This window comes from Citrobacter rodentium NBRC 105723 = DSM 16636 (assembly GCF_021278985.1).
GTDB classification, from domain to species: domain Bacteria; phylum Pseudomonadota; class Gammaproteobacteria; order Enterobacterales; family Enterobacteriaceae; genus Citrobacter_A; species Citrobacter_A rodentium.
The window spans coordinates 3,847,700-3,861,956 of sequence record NZ_CP082833.1; the positions used below are offsets into that span (position 1 = coordinate 3,847,700).

11 protein-coding genes and 1 pseudogene are annotated in these 14,257 nt (G+C 56.8%); 11 read left to right on the forward strand and 1 reads right to left on the reverse strand.

Annotation, left to right across the window (positions count from 1 at the left end):
• Window positions 1-206: 206 nt before the first annotated feature.
• The 10 genes and pseudogenes from K7R23_RS18260 (at window position 207) to K7R23_RS18305 (ending at window position 9,441) form a co-directional block, all read left to right on the forward strand.
• On the forward strand, window positions 207-2,846 hold the full coding sequence (locus tag K7R23_RS18260) for a YdbH family protein (protein ID WP_012905891.1): 2,640 nt from the start codon (window positions 207-209) through the stop codon (window positions 2,844-2,846).
• Window positions 2,847-2,869: 23 nt separating this feature from the next.
• On the forward strand, window positions 2,870-3,034 hold the full coding sequence (locus tag K7R23_RS18265; RefSeq protein ID WP_374952015.1) for a YnbE family lipoprotein: 165 nt from the start codon (window positions 2,870-2,872) through the stop codon (window positions 3,032-3,034).
• A gap of 7 nt (window positions 3,035-3,041) precedes the next feature.
• Window positions 3,042-3,365, forward strand: coding sequence for a YdbL family probable chaperone protein (locus K7R23_RS18270; RefSeq protein ID WP_012905890.1), 324 nt, complete (start codon window positions 3,042-3,044; stop codon window positions 3,363-3,365).
• A 101-nt stretch (window positions 3,366-3,466) separates the two neighbouring features.
• Entirely contained in the window at window positions 3,467-3,901 is a 435-nt protein-coding gene (locus K7R23_RS18275; protein WP_012905889.1) for a CDP-alcohol phosphatidyltransferase, read from the forward strand.
• The gene (locus K7R23_RS18280; protein ID WP_012905888.1) at window positions 3,898-4,815 is read left to right on the forward strand and encodes a phosphatidate cytidylyltransferase; all 918 of its coding nucleotides are present in this window, start codon (window positions 3,898-3,900) and stop codon (window positions 4,813-4,815) included. Before K7R23_RS18275 ends, K7R23_RS18280 begins: the two co-directional genes overlap by 4 nt.
• Window positions 4,816-4,820: 5 nt before the next feature.
• Window positions 4,821-5,459, forward strand: a complete 639-nt coding sequence (locus K7R23_RS18285) for a lysophospholipid acyltransferase family protein (RefSeq protein ID WP_012905887.1) — start codon at window positions 4,821-4,823, stop codon at window positions 5,457-5,459.
• Window positions 5,452-7,212: a bifunctional alpha/beta hydrolase/class I SAM-dependent methyltransferase gene (locus K7R23_RS18290; RefSeq protein WP_012905886.1), complete on the forward strand. Its 1,761-nt coding sequence runs from the start codon at window positions 5,452-5,454 to the stop codon at window positions 7,210-7,212. The genes K7R23_RS18285 and K7R23_RS18290 overlap by 8 nt, the downstream gene beginning before the upstream one ends.
• The gene (locus K7R23_RS18295) at window positions 7,206-8,483 is read left to right on the forward strand and encodes a phosphatase PAP2/dual specificity phosphatase family protein (RefSeq protein ID WP_042623258.1); all 1,278 of its coding nucleotides are present in this window, start codon (window positions 7,206-7,208) and stop codon (window positions 8,481-8,483) included. The genes K7R23_RS18290 and K7R23_RS18295 overlap by 7 nt, the downstream gene beginning before the upstream one ends.
• Entirely contained in the window at window positions 8,471-8,878 is a 408-nt protein-coding gene (locus K7R23_RS18300; RefSeq protein ID WP_012905884.1) for a hypothetical protein, read from the forward strand. Before K7R23_RS18295 ends, K7R23_RS18300 begins: the two co-directional genes overlap by 13 nt.
• A 93-nt stretch (window positions 8,879-8,971) precedes the next feature.
• Window positions 8,972-9,441 (forward strand): annotated as a pseudogene (locus tag K7R23_RS18305) (GFA family protein).
• Here K7R23_RS18305 and azoR read toward each other — a convergent pair.
• On the reverse strand, window positions 9,416-10,021 hold the full coding sequence (azoR, locus tag K7R23_RS18310) for an FMN-dependent NADH-azoreductase (protein ID WP_012905882.1): 606 nt from the start codon (window positions 10,019-10,021) through the stop codon (window positions 9,416-9,418). The pseudogene K7R23_RS18305 and the gene azoR sit on opposite strands and share 26 nt — an antisense overlap.
• A 264-nt stretch (window positions 10,022-10,285) precedes the next feature.
• Between azoR and hrpA the strand changes: the two genes are divergently transcribed.
• Window positions 10,286-14,188 carry an ATP-dependent RNA helicase HrpA gene (gene hrpA / locus K7R23_RS18315; RefSeq protein WP_024132671.1) on the forward strand — a complete coding sequence of 1,301 codons (3,903 nt, stop codon included), beginning with the start codon at window positions 10,286-10,288 and terminating at the stop codon, window positions 14,186-14,188.
• Window positions 14,189-14,257: the final 69 nt, after the last annotated feature.

Genomic DNA, 14,257 nt, shown 5'->3' on the forward strand with positions numbered 1-14,257 from the left:
GATGCTGAAAGTATAGATGTTCATTGCCAGCGATGTTTTTCCCGTAAAAGGATGTAATCCGTCTGTTTTTTTTAATTTAAAAGATAGCGGCGGATGTTGTGTCTGTTTTCAGGCGATCTATCCTTAAGCTGGGCATGTTTTGGCAAACATGACACAATAGCGGCCAGACTGGCTTAATTTTCGCAAAATCAGGACATTAATTGCCCATGAAGGGTAAATATAAAGCCTTCCTGGCGCTTGTATTGCTGATTGTTCTCATACCGTTGACCCTGGTGATGACGCTGGGGCTGTGGCTGCCGACGCTTGCCGGTATCTGGCTTCCGGTTGGGACGCGCATCGCTTTTGATGAAAGCCCGCGCCTGACGCGCCAGGGGCTACATATTCCGGAGATGAAATATCTGGCTGATGAATGCCAGCTGGCGCGCGTCAGGCAGGCGACGTTAACCCATCCCAGCCGCTGGCAGCTGGATATCGGCACCCTCGAACTGGATTCCGCCTGCCTTGCAAAACTTCCCCGGACTGAACAATCCCCCGCGGCGCCCCGAACCCTTGCCGAATGGCAGTCCTTACTGCCCAATGCCTGGATTAATATCGATACCGTAGTGCTTTCTCCGTGGCAGGTATGGCAAGGGAAGCTGAATCTCTCGCTAACGCCAGCCGCACAGCAGTTGCGCTATCAGGGGGAAAAGATAAACATTCAGGGGCGCATACAAAGGCAGATGCTCACCATCGACGAGCTGGAGGTTCAGGCATTTGACGGGCAGCCGCCGATCCGCCTGGCTGGCGAATTTACCCTGCCGCTGGTGCCGGATGGGCTGCCGGTGAACGGGCGTGCCGTTGCGACGCTGACGTTGCCGCAGGAACCCTCGCTGGTGGATGCGGAGCTGGAGTGGCGTGAAAACGCAGGACAGCTGATCGTCATGGCGCGGGACAACGCCGAACCGCTTCTCGATTTACCGTGGATTATCAGCCAGCAAAAGCTGACGATCAGCGATGGTCGCTGGACATGGCCTTATGCTGGTTTTCCGCTCAGTGGTCGGCTGGGGGTTAGCGTCGCCGACTGGCAGGAGGGCATCGATAAAGCGACGATTAGCGGGCGGTTGAACGTCTTAACCCAGGGGGACGCCGGGAAGGGAAATGCGGTGCTGACGTTCGGGCCTGGCAGGCTGAGTATGGATAACAGCGCCATGCCCTTGCAGTTAACCGGCGAAGCGAAGCAGAACGATCTGATTTTCTATGCGAAGCTGCCCGCACAGCTGCGCGGCAGCCTTGCCGATCCGTTACTGGCCTTTGAACCCGGCGCGCTGCTGCGTTCGCGCGGGCGGGTGATTGACTCACTGGATATTGATGAAATCCGCTGGCCGCTGGCGGGCGTGACGGTCACCCGGCGCGGCGTGGACGGACGCTTACAGGCGATCCTGCGCGCCCATGAGAACCAGATGGGAGACTTTGTTCTCCATCTCGACGGGCTGGCAAACGACTTTCTGCCAGACGCCGGGCGCTGGCAGTGGCGTTACTGGGGGAAGGGCAGCTTTACGCCGATGGATGCCCGTTGGGACGTGGCAGGAAAAGGCGAATGGCACGATAAGGTGATTACCCTGACGGACCTGTCCACGGGCTTTAATCAGTTGCAGTACGGCGTCATGACGGTAACTTCTCCCCGACTGGTACTTGATAAACCCGTGCAGTGGGTGCGCGATGAGACACGGCCTCGCTTCAGCGGCGCGCTCTCTCTTGACGCGGAAGAAACCCGCTTTTCCGGCGGCAGCGTGTTACCGCCATCGACCCTGAAATTCAGCGTTGACGGTCGCGATCCAACTTTTTTTCAGTTCAAAGGCGATCTTCATGCCGGGGCGATAGGGCCGGTATGGGTTAACGGGCGCTGGGACGGCGTGCGGTTACGCGGACAGGCCTGGTGGCCGAAACAATCGCTCACCGTGTTCCAGCCGCTGGTGCCGCCTGACTGGAAAATGAATTTACGCGACGGCCAGCTGTATTCGCAGGTGGCCTTTTCCGCCGCGGCCGGGCAGGGATTTGAAGCAGGTGGTCACGGTGTGCTGAAAGGCGGCAGTGCATGGATGCCGGATAATCAGATTAATGGCGTCGATTTTGTCCTGCCGTTCCGTTTTGCGGCGGGGACGTGGCAACTGGGGACGCGCGGGCCGGTGACGTTGCGCATTGCCGAAGTTGTCAATCAGGTGACGGCAACCGGTATCACCGCCGATCTGCAGGGCGGCTATCCCTGGCGCGAGGATAACCCGCTGTTGCTGACCGACGTCAACGTTAACGTTTTAGGCGGAAAGGTCAGAATGCAACAGCTGCGCATGCCGCAGCGCGATCCGGCCCTGATCCGGGTGGAAAATATCTCATCCAGCGAACTGATAAGCGCGGTCAATCCGAAACAGTTTGCCTTGTCCGGTCCGATTAGCGGCGCGCTGCCGCTGTGGCTGAATAATGAGAAATGGATTATCAAAGACGGCTGGCTCACCAATCCCGGCCCCATGACTCTGCGCATCGATAAAGACACCGCCGATGCGGTGGTGAGAGATCATATGGCTGCCGGTGCGGCAATTAACTGGTTGCGCTATATGGAGATTGCCCATTCGTGGACCAGGATCAATCTGGATAATCTTGGCGTGTTAACCATGCAGGCGGCAATCACTGGCAACAGTCGGGTGGAGGGAAAAGTCGGTACGGTCAATCTCAACTACACCCACGAAGAAAACGTGTTCGCGCTGTGGCGCAGCCTGCGCTTTGGCGACAATCTCCAGGCATGGCTGGAACAGAATGCGGCGCTGCCGATGCCCACTTGTCCGGCAAATAAGGAATGTGAGGAAAACCAATGAAAATCACGACAGTCCTGCTGGGGATGCTCCCGCTGTGGCTAATTACAGGCTGCACGCCGCGTATTGAAGTCGCTGCGCCAAAAGAGCCAATCACCATCAATATGAACGTGAAAATTGAGCATGAAATCCATATCAAGGTCGATAAAGATGTGGAAAACCTGCTTAAATCCCGCAGCGACCTGTTCTGAGGCGATAATGAAAAGAACGTTAATTTTGGCAACGCTGATGCTGAGCCTGATGGGCGGAAATGCGCTGGCGTTGACGCTAAGTGAAGCCAGGACGCAGGGGCGAGTCGGGGAAACACTCAATGGCTATCTGGTGGCGCTGAAACAGGATGCTGAAACCCGGGCGCTGGTAAGCGAAATCAACGCCGCGCGCAACGCCAGCTATCAACAGCTGGCGAAAAGCCACAATATTCCGGTGGATGAAGTGGCGAAACTGGCCGGGCAAAAGCTCGTCGGGCGCGCAAAACCGGGTGAGTATGTACAGGGTATCAACGGTAAGTGGCTAAAGAAATAGGTGGTAAATTCCGAAATATTGTCTGAGGGAGTGTGAGCTGACGCACAGGGCGTTTAAAGTGAGGCATTATTACAGGCTGTATTAATTATCAGGGATTGATAATGACTCTCTATCGGATTAAGCCCGCTTTTCAGGCGCTTCTGCGCCCCCTCATGTTCTGGTTGCACAAACATCGCGTCACCGCTAATCATATTACGCTTGCCGCTATCGGTATCTCTTTTCTGACGGGCGGCGTGCTGCTGTTTTTTCCTCGTCCGGAACTGCTGATCCTCCTGCCCGTCGTCCTCTTTGTGCGAATGGCGCTCAATGCGCTGGATGGGATGCTGGCGCAAACCATCAATGGGGTGCGCAGTTACGCCGGGCCATTAGGCAAAAGCGACCGGGCGCTGGTATTCGGCGCGTGGGGGCTGGTTTTGTCAATCTGGCCGCAGCTGGCGACGTGGAATAACGCCGTGTGGAGTATCGCCATCATCCTTCTGCTCTGGACCAGCATAAACCGCTGTCGCAGCGTGCTGGGCGCTGAGGAGGCCAAATGATGCTGCTGGAGAAATCACTGGCGGTTGTGTTTGCCCTGCTGATAGCGGCAACTGCCGTGACGGCGCTGCTGATAGCGTTACGACCGCAAAAAGACTGGCAAGAGTTACGCCTGCGTATCCGCACCTGGTGGATTATTGTGGTGCTGTTTTCCCTGGCGATCTTGAGTCCGGCGTGGCTGGCGTTAACCTTTTTCGCGCTGGTCAGTTTTCTGGCGCTGAAAGAGTTTTTGACGCTGGCACCCTCCCGACAGGCGGACCGGATGCCGCTGCTGTGGATGTTTATTGCCATTCCCGTTAATTACTGGTTTATCGGCACAGGCTGGTACGGCATGTTTGCTGTATTTATTCCGGTCTACGCTTTTTTATTCTTACCCGCGCGGATGGTGCTGGTCGGCGATACGCAGGGCTTTTTACGCACCGCTTCCCAGTTGCACTGGAGCCTGATGACCACCGTTTTTGCCTTCAGTCATGTTGCCTTTCTGCTGGTCTTACCCGCCGACGGTAAACAGACGGGCGCATTGCTGGTGCTGTTCCTGGTGGGGCTGACGGAGTTTAACGATATTGCGCAATACCTGTGGGGGAAATCATTAGGCCGCATCAGGGTGACGCCAAAGGTGAGCCCAAATAAAACGCTGGCGGGACTGCTGGGCGGCGTGGCGACAACGGCGCTGGTTGCCGGGCTGTCCGGGCCGTTGCTGACGCCGATGAGCTGGCCGGTGGCGCTATGCGCTGGCGCCATTATCGGCATCACCGGGTTTTGTGGTGACGTGGTGATGTCGGCTATCAAGCGCGATATTGGCGTCAAAGACAGCGGAACCCTGTTGCCGGGTCACGGTGGCATCCTCGACAGGCTGGACTCTCTGATTTTCACCGCGCCGGTCTTCTTCCATTTCATCCGTTACTTTTACTATTGATCGCCATGACGCGCCTTCTTCGTACTTTGTTCACGCTGTGCATTGTCTGGCCCGTTATCTGGCTATGGCTCGGTCTGCGGGTCCGGCATCGGCAACGACTGCCGGAAAACGGTCCGGCAATTATCGTGGCGAACCACAACAGCCATATGGATGTCTTTGCGCTGCTCTCATTGTTTACCTTACGCCGTCAGGCGACGGTGCATCCGGTTGCCGCCGCCGATTATTTTCTGCGCAATAAATGGCTGGCCTGGTTTGCGCTCAATATCCTGAACATTATCCCGGTGATGCGTAAAGGCGGGGCGGCTAATCCGCTGGCGCTCTGCGAACAGGCGTTACGCGCCGGGAAAACCCTGATTCTTTTTCCTGAAGGCACGCGCGGCGAGCCGGGAGAGCTGGCCCCGCTGAAATCCGGATTGTGGCACTTATCGCAAAACCTGCCGGAGGTGCCGATTATTCCCGTCTGGTTAACGGGGACTGAACGGGTGATGGCGAAGGGTAACCGTATACCGCTACCTCTGTTTATTGATGTCAATATCGGAGAAGCGCTGCGTTTTCATCCCGACAAGAAGATTTTTATGGATAACCTCAGGCGCCAGCTGCTGGCGCTTTCACCACATGGAACAGGAAGTCATATTGATGATTAACGGACGTACGCCAGAAGAACAACAATTTTTGACCAGTGACGGGGCGACTTTATTTTATCGACGCTGGCCGGCAACAACGCCAGGCGCCGCGCCAAAAGTGATTGTTTTGTTTCATCGCGGGCATGAACATTCGGGGCGTCTGCAACATATCGTTGATGAGCTGGCGATACCAGATACCACGTTTTACGCCTGGGATGCGCGCGGACACGGGCATTCGCCCGGTCAACGGGGCTACAGTCCGTCGCTTGCCCGTTCGGTACAGGATGTCGATGAATTCGTTCGTTTTGCCGCCACGGACAGCCAGGCGGCGCTGGAGGATGTGGTTGTGGTGGGACAAAGCGTCGGCGCTGTCCTTGCGGCGGTCTGGGCGCATGACTATGCTCCGCCTGTTCGCGGTCTGGTGCTGGCGTCGCCTGCCTTCAGGGTGAAGCTGTACGTACCGTTTGCCCGCCAGGGGCTGGCGCTACTGCATCGACTGCGCGGCCTGTTTTTTGTCAATTCCTATGTGAAGGGGAAGTATTTAACGCACGATCCCGGGCGGGTGGCGAGTTTCAATCAGGACCCGCTGATTACCCGGCCAATTGCCGTTAACATTCTTCTCGATCTCTACAAAGCCTCCGAACGGATTGTCAGCGATGCCAGCGCGATTACGCTGCCGGTGCTGATGCTGGTTTCCGGCGAAGATTACGTTGTCCACCGCCAGCCGCAACTCGACTTCTACCACAGGCTGCGCTCTTCTCGCAAAGAGCTGCATATCTTGCCGGGCTTTTACCACGATACCCTGGGTGAAAAAGAGAGGCAGCTGGCGTTTGATAAAATGCGGACGTTTATCGATACCCTTTACGCCACTGCGCCGCAGCGTTTTGATTACAGCAACGAAGATCGTTGGAGTCCGGGGGCGGATAGCTGGCGGATATTAAACGGCGGACCCGCGCCGTATTCGCTGGATGATATGGCGTATCGTAGCCTGCGCTTCGGCATGAAACTGCTCGGGACGCAGTCTGCGGGCGTGCGCCTGGGGTTCGACACCGGCTTCGATTCAGGCAGTACGCTGGATTATGTTTATCGCAATCAGCCGCAGGGGAGCAGCGCGCTGGGGCGTCTGATCGACAAAAACTACCTGAGCAGCGTCGGCTGGAAAGGGATTCGCCAGCGAAAAATCCACCTCGAAACGTTAATCCGGCGGGCCGTCAGCGAACTGGTTGCGCAGGGGCAGGCGGTGCGCGTGGTGGATATTGCCGCCGGGCATGGGCGCTATGTGCTTGACGCGCTGAAAGACGAACCGGCGGTGGATGAGATCCTGCTGCGCGACTACAGCGAACTCAATGTGGCGAAAGGCGAGGAGATGATCGCCGTGTGCGGCATGGCGGAAAAGGCGCGCTTTGAGCGTGGCGACGCGTTTAATCGCGAAGAGCTGGCCGCGCTGTCGCTTCGTCCGACGCTGGGTATTGTTTCCGGTCTGTATGAACTGTTCCCGGAAAATGCGCTGGTGCGTAACTCCCTTGCGGGGCTCGCCGACGCTATCGCGCCAGGGGGGATTCTTATCTATACCGGGCAGCCCTGGCATCCGCAGCTAAAAACCATCGCCTGGTCGCTCACCAGCCATAAAGACGGTAAGGCGTGGGTCATGCGCGTCCGTACGCAGGGCGAAATGGATGCGCTGGTGCGGGAGGCCGGGTTTGATAAATGCGCACAGTTGATTGACGAGTGGGGTATTTTTACCGTTTCTATGGCGGTGCGTCGCAGATCATGACAACCCGGACCAGGTTATACCGCCAGGGATTCGGCTGGCTGCTGTTGCTCGCGCCGTTTTTCTTTTTCACCTATGGTCAGGTGAACCAGTTTACTGCCGGGCGGGAAGGCATCGGCAGCCTGGTTTTTGCCTGGGAGCAACATATCCCGTTTGTGCCGCTGACGATCGTTCCCTACTGGAGCCTGGATTTGCTGTATGGGCTGTCGCTGTTTGTCTGCACCACGCTAAAGGAGCAGCGACGGCTGGTCTGCCAGCTTGTGCTCGCTTCGCTGATTGCCTGCGTCGGGTTTTTGTTATTCCCGCTGCAATTCAGCTTCTCCAGACCTGAAGTCAGCGGTCCGGCGGGGTGGTTGTTCAGTCAGCTTGAACAGTTCGATCTGCCGTATAATCAGGCGCCATCGCTGCACATTATCCTGTGCTGGCTGCTGTGGCGGCATTTTAATCGCCATCTGACCGGCATGTGGCAGAAGCTCAATACGGCATGGTTTCTCCTGATCGCGGTGTCGGTACTGACCACTTGGCAGCACCATTTTGTGGACGTGATTAGCGGGCTTGCGGTGGGGATGGTCATCGACTGGCTCGTTCCGGAAAAGGGCCAATGGCGCTGGCGCAGAGCGGTGGGAAAGCGTAAGACGCTGGCCCGCCGCTACCTGTGCGGCGCACTGGTATGCCTGACGGCGGCTTATTTTGTTGGCTGGCTGTGGTGGCCCGCGCTGTCGCTATTGATGGTGGCGCTGGCTTACGGCGTCACTGGCGTCGGGGCGCTGCAAAAAGATGAAGCGGGGCGACTGTCCCTTGCCGCAGGGTGGCTACTGTTGCCCTGGCGGGCGGGGATGTGGCTTTCCATGCGTCTCTATACGCGTCGGTTGAGTCCGGCCAGCCCGCTGGAGGCTGGCGTCTGCCTCGGATGCTGGCCGCGTCAGCGTCCCCGGCAGGGAGCGGTTGTGGATTTAACCTGCGAGTTTCCACGTGCCGGTACCCTGCGGCATATGCCTTACCGTTGTGTTCCGATGCTGGATCTGGTTAATCCTGACGAGGCGACACTGCGCGCGGCGGTCGATGAAGTGGAAAAATTGCGCGCGGCGCACGGCAGCGTATTTATTCATTGCGCGCTTGGGCTTTCACGCAGCGCGCTGGTCGCGGCCGCCTGGCTGTTGCAACGCGACCCGCAACTAACCGTTGAACATGCCGTGGCGAAGGTGCGCCAGGCGCGACCGCAGGTTGTCTTTAGCGCAGATCATCTGGAGTTATTAAAAAGATGGAACCGATAAGTGACAACGTCACTGATGAGGAGGCGTTGCGCTCGGATTTACTGATCCGCACCCTCAACAGCTGGCGTTTCTTTTTACTTTTTACCCTGCCGCCGCTGGCATGGTGCCTGTTTGTCGCCTCGCCGGGCATTCTCCGCGTAATGATTACGCTGCTGAGCGGTATCGTCTGGTTTAGCTGCTGGCGGCTCTGGCTGGACGCTGGCTATTTTTCCCTGATCGCTGCCGACAATAACGCTCGGGCAGGTAAAGCGCTGGCCTTTATCTGGCAGCGAGACAGACTGCATGACCTGGCCTTTACCGAACGTCAGGAGGGAGCGCTGAAACAGTGTCGCCGTACGCTCTACTGGCTGGTCATTCTGTGGGGAAGCTGGCTGGTTTTGCTGTACGTCAGATGAAGCGCCTGCCGTATCTGAAAAACTTTTCTGCTCCGCGGCAGGATTCGTTTCTATACTCTCTTTTCCAGTAACGAAAGCCGATGGCGCAGGCCGATGATGACTGAAAAACTTTTTGCCAGATGCCACTGCGGCGCGGTGTCATTTACCGTTCAGCTCAGCGACGGTTTTAATACCGTCCGGCGCTGCAATTGCTCATTTTGTCGGATGCGCGGCGCAGTGGTGGTTTCTGCGCCGCTCGACGGGATAGAGATAGTCTCCGGCAGCGATAAACTGGCTGAATACCGTTTCAATACCGGAAAGGCGAAACACTATTTTTGTTCGGTATGCGGAATTTATACTTTTCATCAGCGCCGTTCAGACCCGGACCAGTATGGGGTAAACGTTGCCTGCATCGAAAACGTGTCGCCGTTCGACTTTTCACCTGTCGAGGTCACCGATGGCGTGAACCATCCCAGCGATGGAGAGAGTCAGGGCGTGGTGGGGTATTTGATTTATCAGAACAAGTAAATCCTCCCGCCGTCGCGGGAGGAGAAGCGCTTACGCGGCAACCACGCTGTCGATAGCGGCTTTCGCGTCGGACTGCGCTTTGGAGGCCACTTCCGGACCGTAGGCAATCCCTTCAGCAAACACAAAGTTCACGTCGGTGATGCCGATAAAGCCGAGGAAGATCTTTAAATACGGCGCGATCAGATCGGTCGGCGTATCTTTATGAATGCCGCCGCGGCTGGAGAGAACCACCGCGCGTTTGCCGGTGACCAGACCTTCCGGCCCTTTCTCGGTGTAGCGGAAGGTGACGCCCGCGCGGGCAATCAGGTCAAAATAGTTTTTCAGCTGGGTCGGGATGTTGAAATTGTACATCGGCGCCGCAATAACAATGATGTCGTGCGCTTTCAGTTCTGCAATCAGTTCATCAGACAGCGCCAGCGCTTCCTGCTGACGCGGCGTCAGCGGCGCATCGCTCGGGCGCAGAGCGCCGACCAGTTCGCCGTCCAGAACCGGAACCGGATTCGCAGCCAGGTCACGAACGGTAATTTCATCAGCGGAGTGCTTTTCACGCCACTGTTCAACAAAATAATCAGACAGCTGACCAGACTGAGAGTACCCTGCCAGAATACTGGATTTGAGAACTAATACCTTGCTCATAAGTTTTTCCTTATTACCCATCATACTTTGAGTTGCATGCGCCCTGGCTTTCCTGCAATCCGAACTATTCAGGGTATAGATGTTTGAATGGGCTTCGCCCCGTTGCTTGTTGACACTTTATTCACAATCCTGCCACAGAGAAAGCGCAATATATCGAAGCCTATGTTCGAATTTATTGAACAACACACAAGATGCGCTGATGTGGTACTCTATACCGATCATTTTGAAGAGATTTAACCGGGCAGAACGCTGCCGTCTAATGCTATGACAGAACAACGAAAATTAACCTTTCATGCCCTCCAGCAGCAGCTTGATACCTTAATGCTGCGCGATCGGCAGCGCTTCTCCCGCCGCCTCCACGGCGTGAAAAAGGTTAAAAATCCTGATGCACAACAGGCCATTTACCAGGAGATGGCGAAAGAGATTGAACAGGCAGCAGGCAAGGTCTTGCTACGCGAAGCGGCGCGGCCTGCGATCGCTTATCCGGAAAACCTTCCCGTCAGCCAGAAGAAACAGGCGATTCTTGAAGCCGTTCGCGATCACCAGGTGGTGATCGTCGCCGGGGAAACCGGATCGGGGAAAACGACCCAGTTGCCGAAAATCTGTATGGAGCTGGGGCGTGGGGTAAAAGGGCTGATCGGCCACACCCAGCCGCGTCGTCTGGCGGCCCGTACGGTGGCTAACCGTATTGCTGAAGAGCTGCAAACGGAGCCGGGCGGCTGCATTGGCTATAAAGTTCGTTTCAGCGATCGCGTCAGCGACAATACGATGGTCAAGCTGATGACCGACGGTATTCTGCTGGCGGAAATCCAGCAGGATCGCCTGCTGATGCAGTACGACACCATCATTATCGATGAGGCGCACGAGCGCAGCCTGAACATCGATTTTCTGCTTGGCTACCTGAAAGAGCTACTGCCGCGTCGCCCGGATCTGAAAATCATCATCACCTCGGCAACTATCGATCCGCAGCGTTTTTCGCGCCACTTTAACAATGCGCCGATTATCGAAGTGTCTGGCCGCACCTATCCGGTGGAAGTGCGCTATCGCCCGATTGTCGAAGAGGCGGATGACACCGAGCGCGATCAATTACAGGCCATTTTCGATGCGGTGGAAGAACTGGGGCAGGAAAGTCCCGGCGATATCCTGATCTTTATGAGCGGCGAGCGTGAAATTCGCGACACCGCCGATGCGCTCAACAAGCTCAATCTGCGCCATACCGAAGTGCTGCCGCTGTATGCCCGCCTTTCCAATAGTGAACAGAACCGGGTGTTCCAGTCGCACAGCGGGCGACGCATCGTGCTGGCGACCAACGTCGCGGAAACCTCGCTGACCGTACCGGGCATCAAGTACGTGATTGACCCCGGCACCGCGCGAATCAGCCGTTACAGCTACCGCACCAAAGTGCAGCGTCTGCCGATTGAGCCGGTGTCGCAGGCCTCGGCGAACCAGCGTAAAGGACGCTGTGGCCGCGTCTCCGAAGGTATCTGCATTCGTCTCTATTCTGAAGATGATTTCCTGTCGCGCCCGGAATTTACCGATCCGGAAATTTTGCGTACCAACCTGGCCTCCGTCATTTTGCAGATGACCGCGCTGGGGCTGGGCGATATCGCCGCGTTTCCGTTTGTTGAAGCGCCGGATAAACGCAACATCCAGGACGGCGTGCGGCTGCTGGAAGAACTGGGCGCCATTACCACCGATGAACAGGCCAGCGCATATAAGCTGACGCCGCTGGGCCGCCAGCTTTCACAACTGCCGGTCGATCCGCGGCTGGCGCGTATGGTGCTGGAAGCGCAAAAGCATGGCTGCGTGCGTGAGGCGATGATCGTCACCTCCGCGCTCTCCATTCAGGACCCGCGCGAGCGCCCGATGGACAAGCAGCAGGCCTCGGATGAGAAGCATCGCCGCTTCCATGATAAAGAGTCCGATTTCCTCGCCTTTGTGAACCTGTGGAATTACCTTGGCGAGCAGCAAAAAGCGCTCTCTTCGAACGCGTTCCGCCGCCTGTGCCGTACGGATTACCTCAACTATCTGCGCGTGCGCGAGTGGCAGGATATCTACACCCAGCTGCGTCAGGTGGTGAAAGAACTGGGTATTCCGGTAAACAGCGAACCCGCGGAGTATCGCGAAATTCATATCGCGTTACTGACCGGTCTACTGTCGCATATCGGGATGAAAGACGCCGATAAGCAGGAATATACCGGCGCGCGCAACGCCCGTTTCTCTATCTTTCCCGGTTCCGGTTTATTTAAAAAGCCACCAAAATGGACGATGGTCGCAGAACTGGTGGAAACCAGCCGTCTGTGGGGGCGGATTGCCGCGCGAATCGATCCGGAATGGGTGGAGCCGGTTGCTCAGCACCTGATTAAGCGCTCTTACAGTGAACCGCACTGGGAGCGAGCGCAGGGCGCGGTCATGGCGACCGAGAAAGTGACGCTTTACGGTCTGCCGATTGTCGCCGCGCGAAAGGTCAATTACAGCCAGATCGACCCGGCGCTGTGTCGCGAGCTGTTTATCCGCCATGCGCTGGTGGAGGGGGACTGGCAGACCCGTCATGCCTTCTTCCGTGAAAACCTGAAGCTGCGCGCTGAAGTTGAAGAACTGGAGCATAAATCACGCCGTCGCGACATTCTGGTGGATGACGAGACGCTGTTTGAGTTTTACGACCAGCGTATCAGCCATGACGTCATCTCCGCGCGCCATTTCGACAGCTGGTGGAAGAAGGTCAGCCGCGAGACGCCGGATCTGCTCAACTTTGAAAAAAGTATGCTGATCAAAGAGGGCGCGGAAAAAATCAGCAAGCTGGATTACCCCAACTTCTGGCATCAGGGCAGCCTGAAGCTGCGCCTGAGCTACCAGTTTGAGCCGGGCGCGGACGCCGACGGGGTGACCGTGCATATTCCGCTGCCGTTGCTGAACCAGGTGGACGAGAGCGGCTTTGAATGGCAGATACCCGGACTTCGTCGGGAACTGGTGATCGCGTTGATCAAGTCGCTGCCAAAACCGGTGCGCCGCAACTTTGTGCCCGCGCCCAACTACGCCGAAGCGTTTTTAGGCCGCGTTACGCCGCTTGAGCTAACGCTGCTGGATGCGCTGGAGCGCGAACTGCGCCGGATGACCGGCGTGACGGTGGACCGTGAAGACTGGCACTTGGAACAGGTGCCCGATCACCTGAAAGTGACGTTCCGTATCGTTGACGAGAAGAACAGGAAACTACAGGAAGGACGTTCATTAACTGAGCTGAAAGAGGCGCTGAAGGGGAAAGTGCAGGAAACGCTCTCCGCAGTGGCGGATGATGGCATCGAACAGAGCGGGCTGCATATCTGGAGCTTTGGACAACTGCCGGAAAGCTACGAGCAAAAACGCGGCAACTATAAGGTGAAAGCCTGGCCCGCGCTGGTGGATGAACGCGACAGCGTGGCGATCAAACTGTTTGATAATCCGCTGGAGCAGCAGCAGGCGATGTGGTCGGGCTTACGCCGTTTGCTGTTGCTGAACATTCCATCGCCAATCAAGTATCTGCATGAGAAGTTGCCGAACAAAGCCAAGCTGGGGCTGTACTTTAACCCGTACGGTAAGGTGCTGGAGCTGATTGACGACTGTATCTCCTGCGGCGTCGACAAACTGATTGACGCCAACGGCGGCCCGGTCTGGACGGAAGAGGGCTTCGCGGCGCTGCATGAGAAGGTGCGCGCTGAGCTGAACGATACGGTGGTGGATATTGCGAAGCAGGTTGAGCAGATCCTCACCGCCGTCTTCAATATCAACAAGCGTCTGAAGGGGCGGGTGGATATGACCATGGCGCTGGGACTGTCGGATATTAAAGCGCAGATGGGCGGACTGGTGTATCGGGGGTTTGTGACCGGCAACGGTTTTAAACGTCTCGGCGACACGCTGCGTTACCTGCAGGCAATTGAAAAACGCCTTGAGAAACTGGCCGTCGATCCGCACCGCGACCGCGCACAGATGCTGAAAGTCGAAAGCGTGCAGCAGGCGTGGCAGCAGTGGATCAATAAGCTGCCGCCTGCGCGCCGTGAAGATGAGGATGTTAAAGAGATCCGCTGGATGATCGAGGAGCTGCGGGTCAGCTACTTTGCTCAGCAGCTTGGTACGCCGTATCCGATTTCGGATAAGCGTATTTTACAGGCGATGGAGCAAATTAGCAGTTAATTTTTCTCTTTACGTTAACCGACCACGTCTCCCAGGCTTTTGCCCCGGGGGCATTTTTTAAAATGTCCC

Excerpts from the sequence above, each read along its gene's own strand:
- K7R23_RS18260 (WP_012905891.1), top strand. The coding sequence starts at position 207 with ATGAAGGGTAAATATAAAGCCTTCCTGGCGCTTGTATTGCTGATTGTT.
- K7R23_RS18265 (WP_374952015.1), top strand. The coding sequence starts at position 2,870 with ATGCTCCCGCTGTGGCTAATTACAGGCTGCACGCCGCGTATTGAAGTC.
- K7R23_RS18270 (WP_012905890.1), top strand. The coding sequence starts at position 3,042 with ATGAAAAGAACGTTAATTTTGGCAACGCTGATGCTGAGCCTGATGGGC.
- K7R23_RS18275 (WP_012905889.1), top strand. The coding sequence starts at position 3,467 with ATGACTCTCTATCGGATTAAGCCCGCTTTTCAGGCGCTTCTGCGCCCC.
- K7R23_RS18280 (WP_012905888.1), top strand. The coding sequence starts at position 3,898 with ATGATGCTGCTGGAGAAATCACTGGCGGTTGTGTTTGCCCTGCTGATA.
- K7R23_RS18285 (WP_012905887.1), top strand. The coding sequence starts at position 4,821 with ATGACGCGCCTTCTTCGTACTTTGTTCACGCTGTGCATTGTCTGGCCC.
- K7R23_RS18290 (WP_012905886.1), top strand. The coding sequence starts at position 5,452 with ATGATTAACGGACGTACGCCAGAAGAACAACAATTTTTGACCAGTGAC.
- K7R23_RS18300 (WP_012905884.1), top strand. The coding sequence starts at position 8,471 with ATGGAACCGATAAGTGACAACGTCACTGATGAGGAGGCGTTGCGCTCG.
- azoR (WP_012905882.1), bottom strand. The coding sequence starts at position 10,021 with ATGAGCAAGGTATTAGTTCTCAAATCCAGTATTCTGGCAGGGTACTCT.
- hrpA (WP_024132671.1), top strand. The coding sequence starts at position 10,286 with ATGACAGAACAACGAAAATTAACCTTTCATGCCCTCCAGCAGCAGCTT.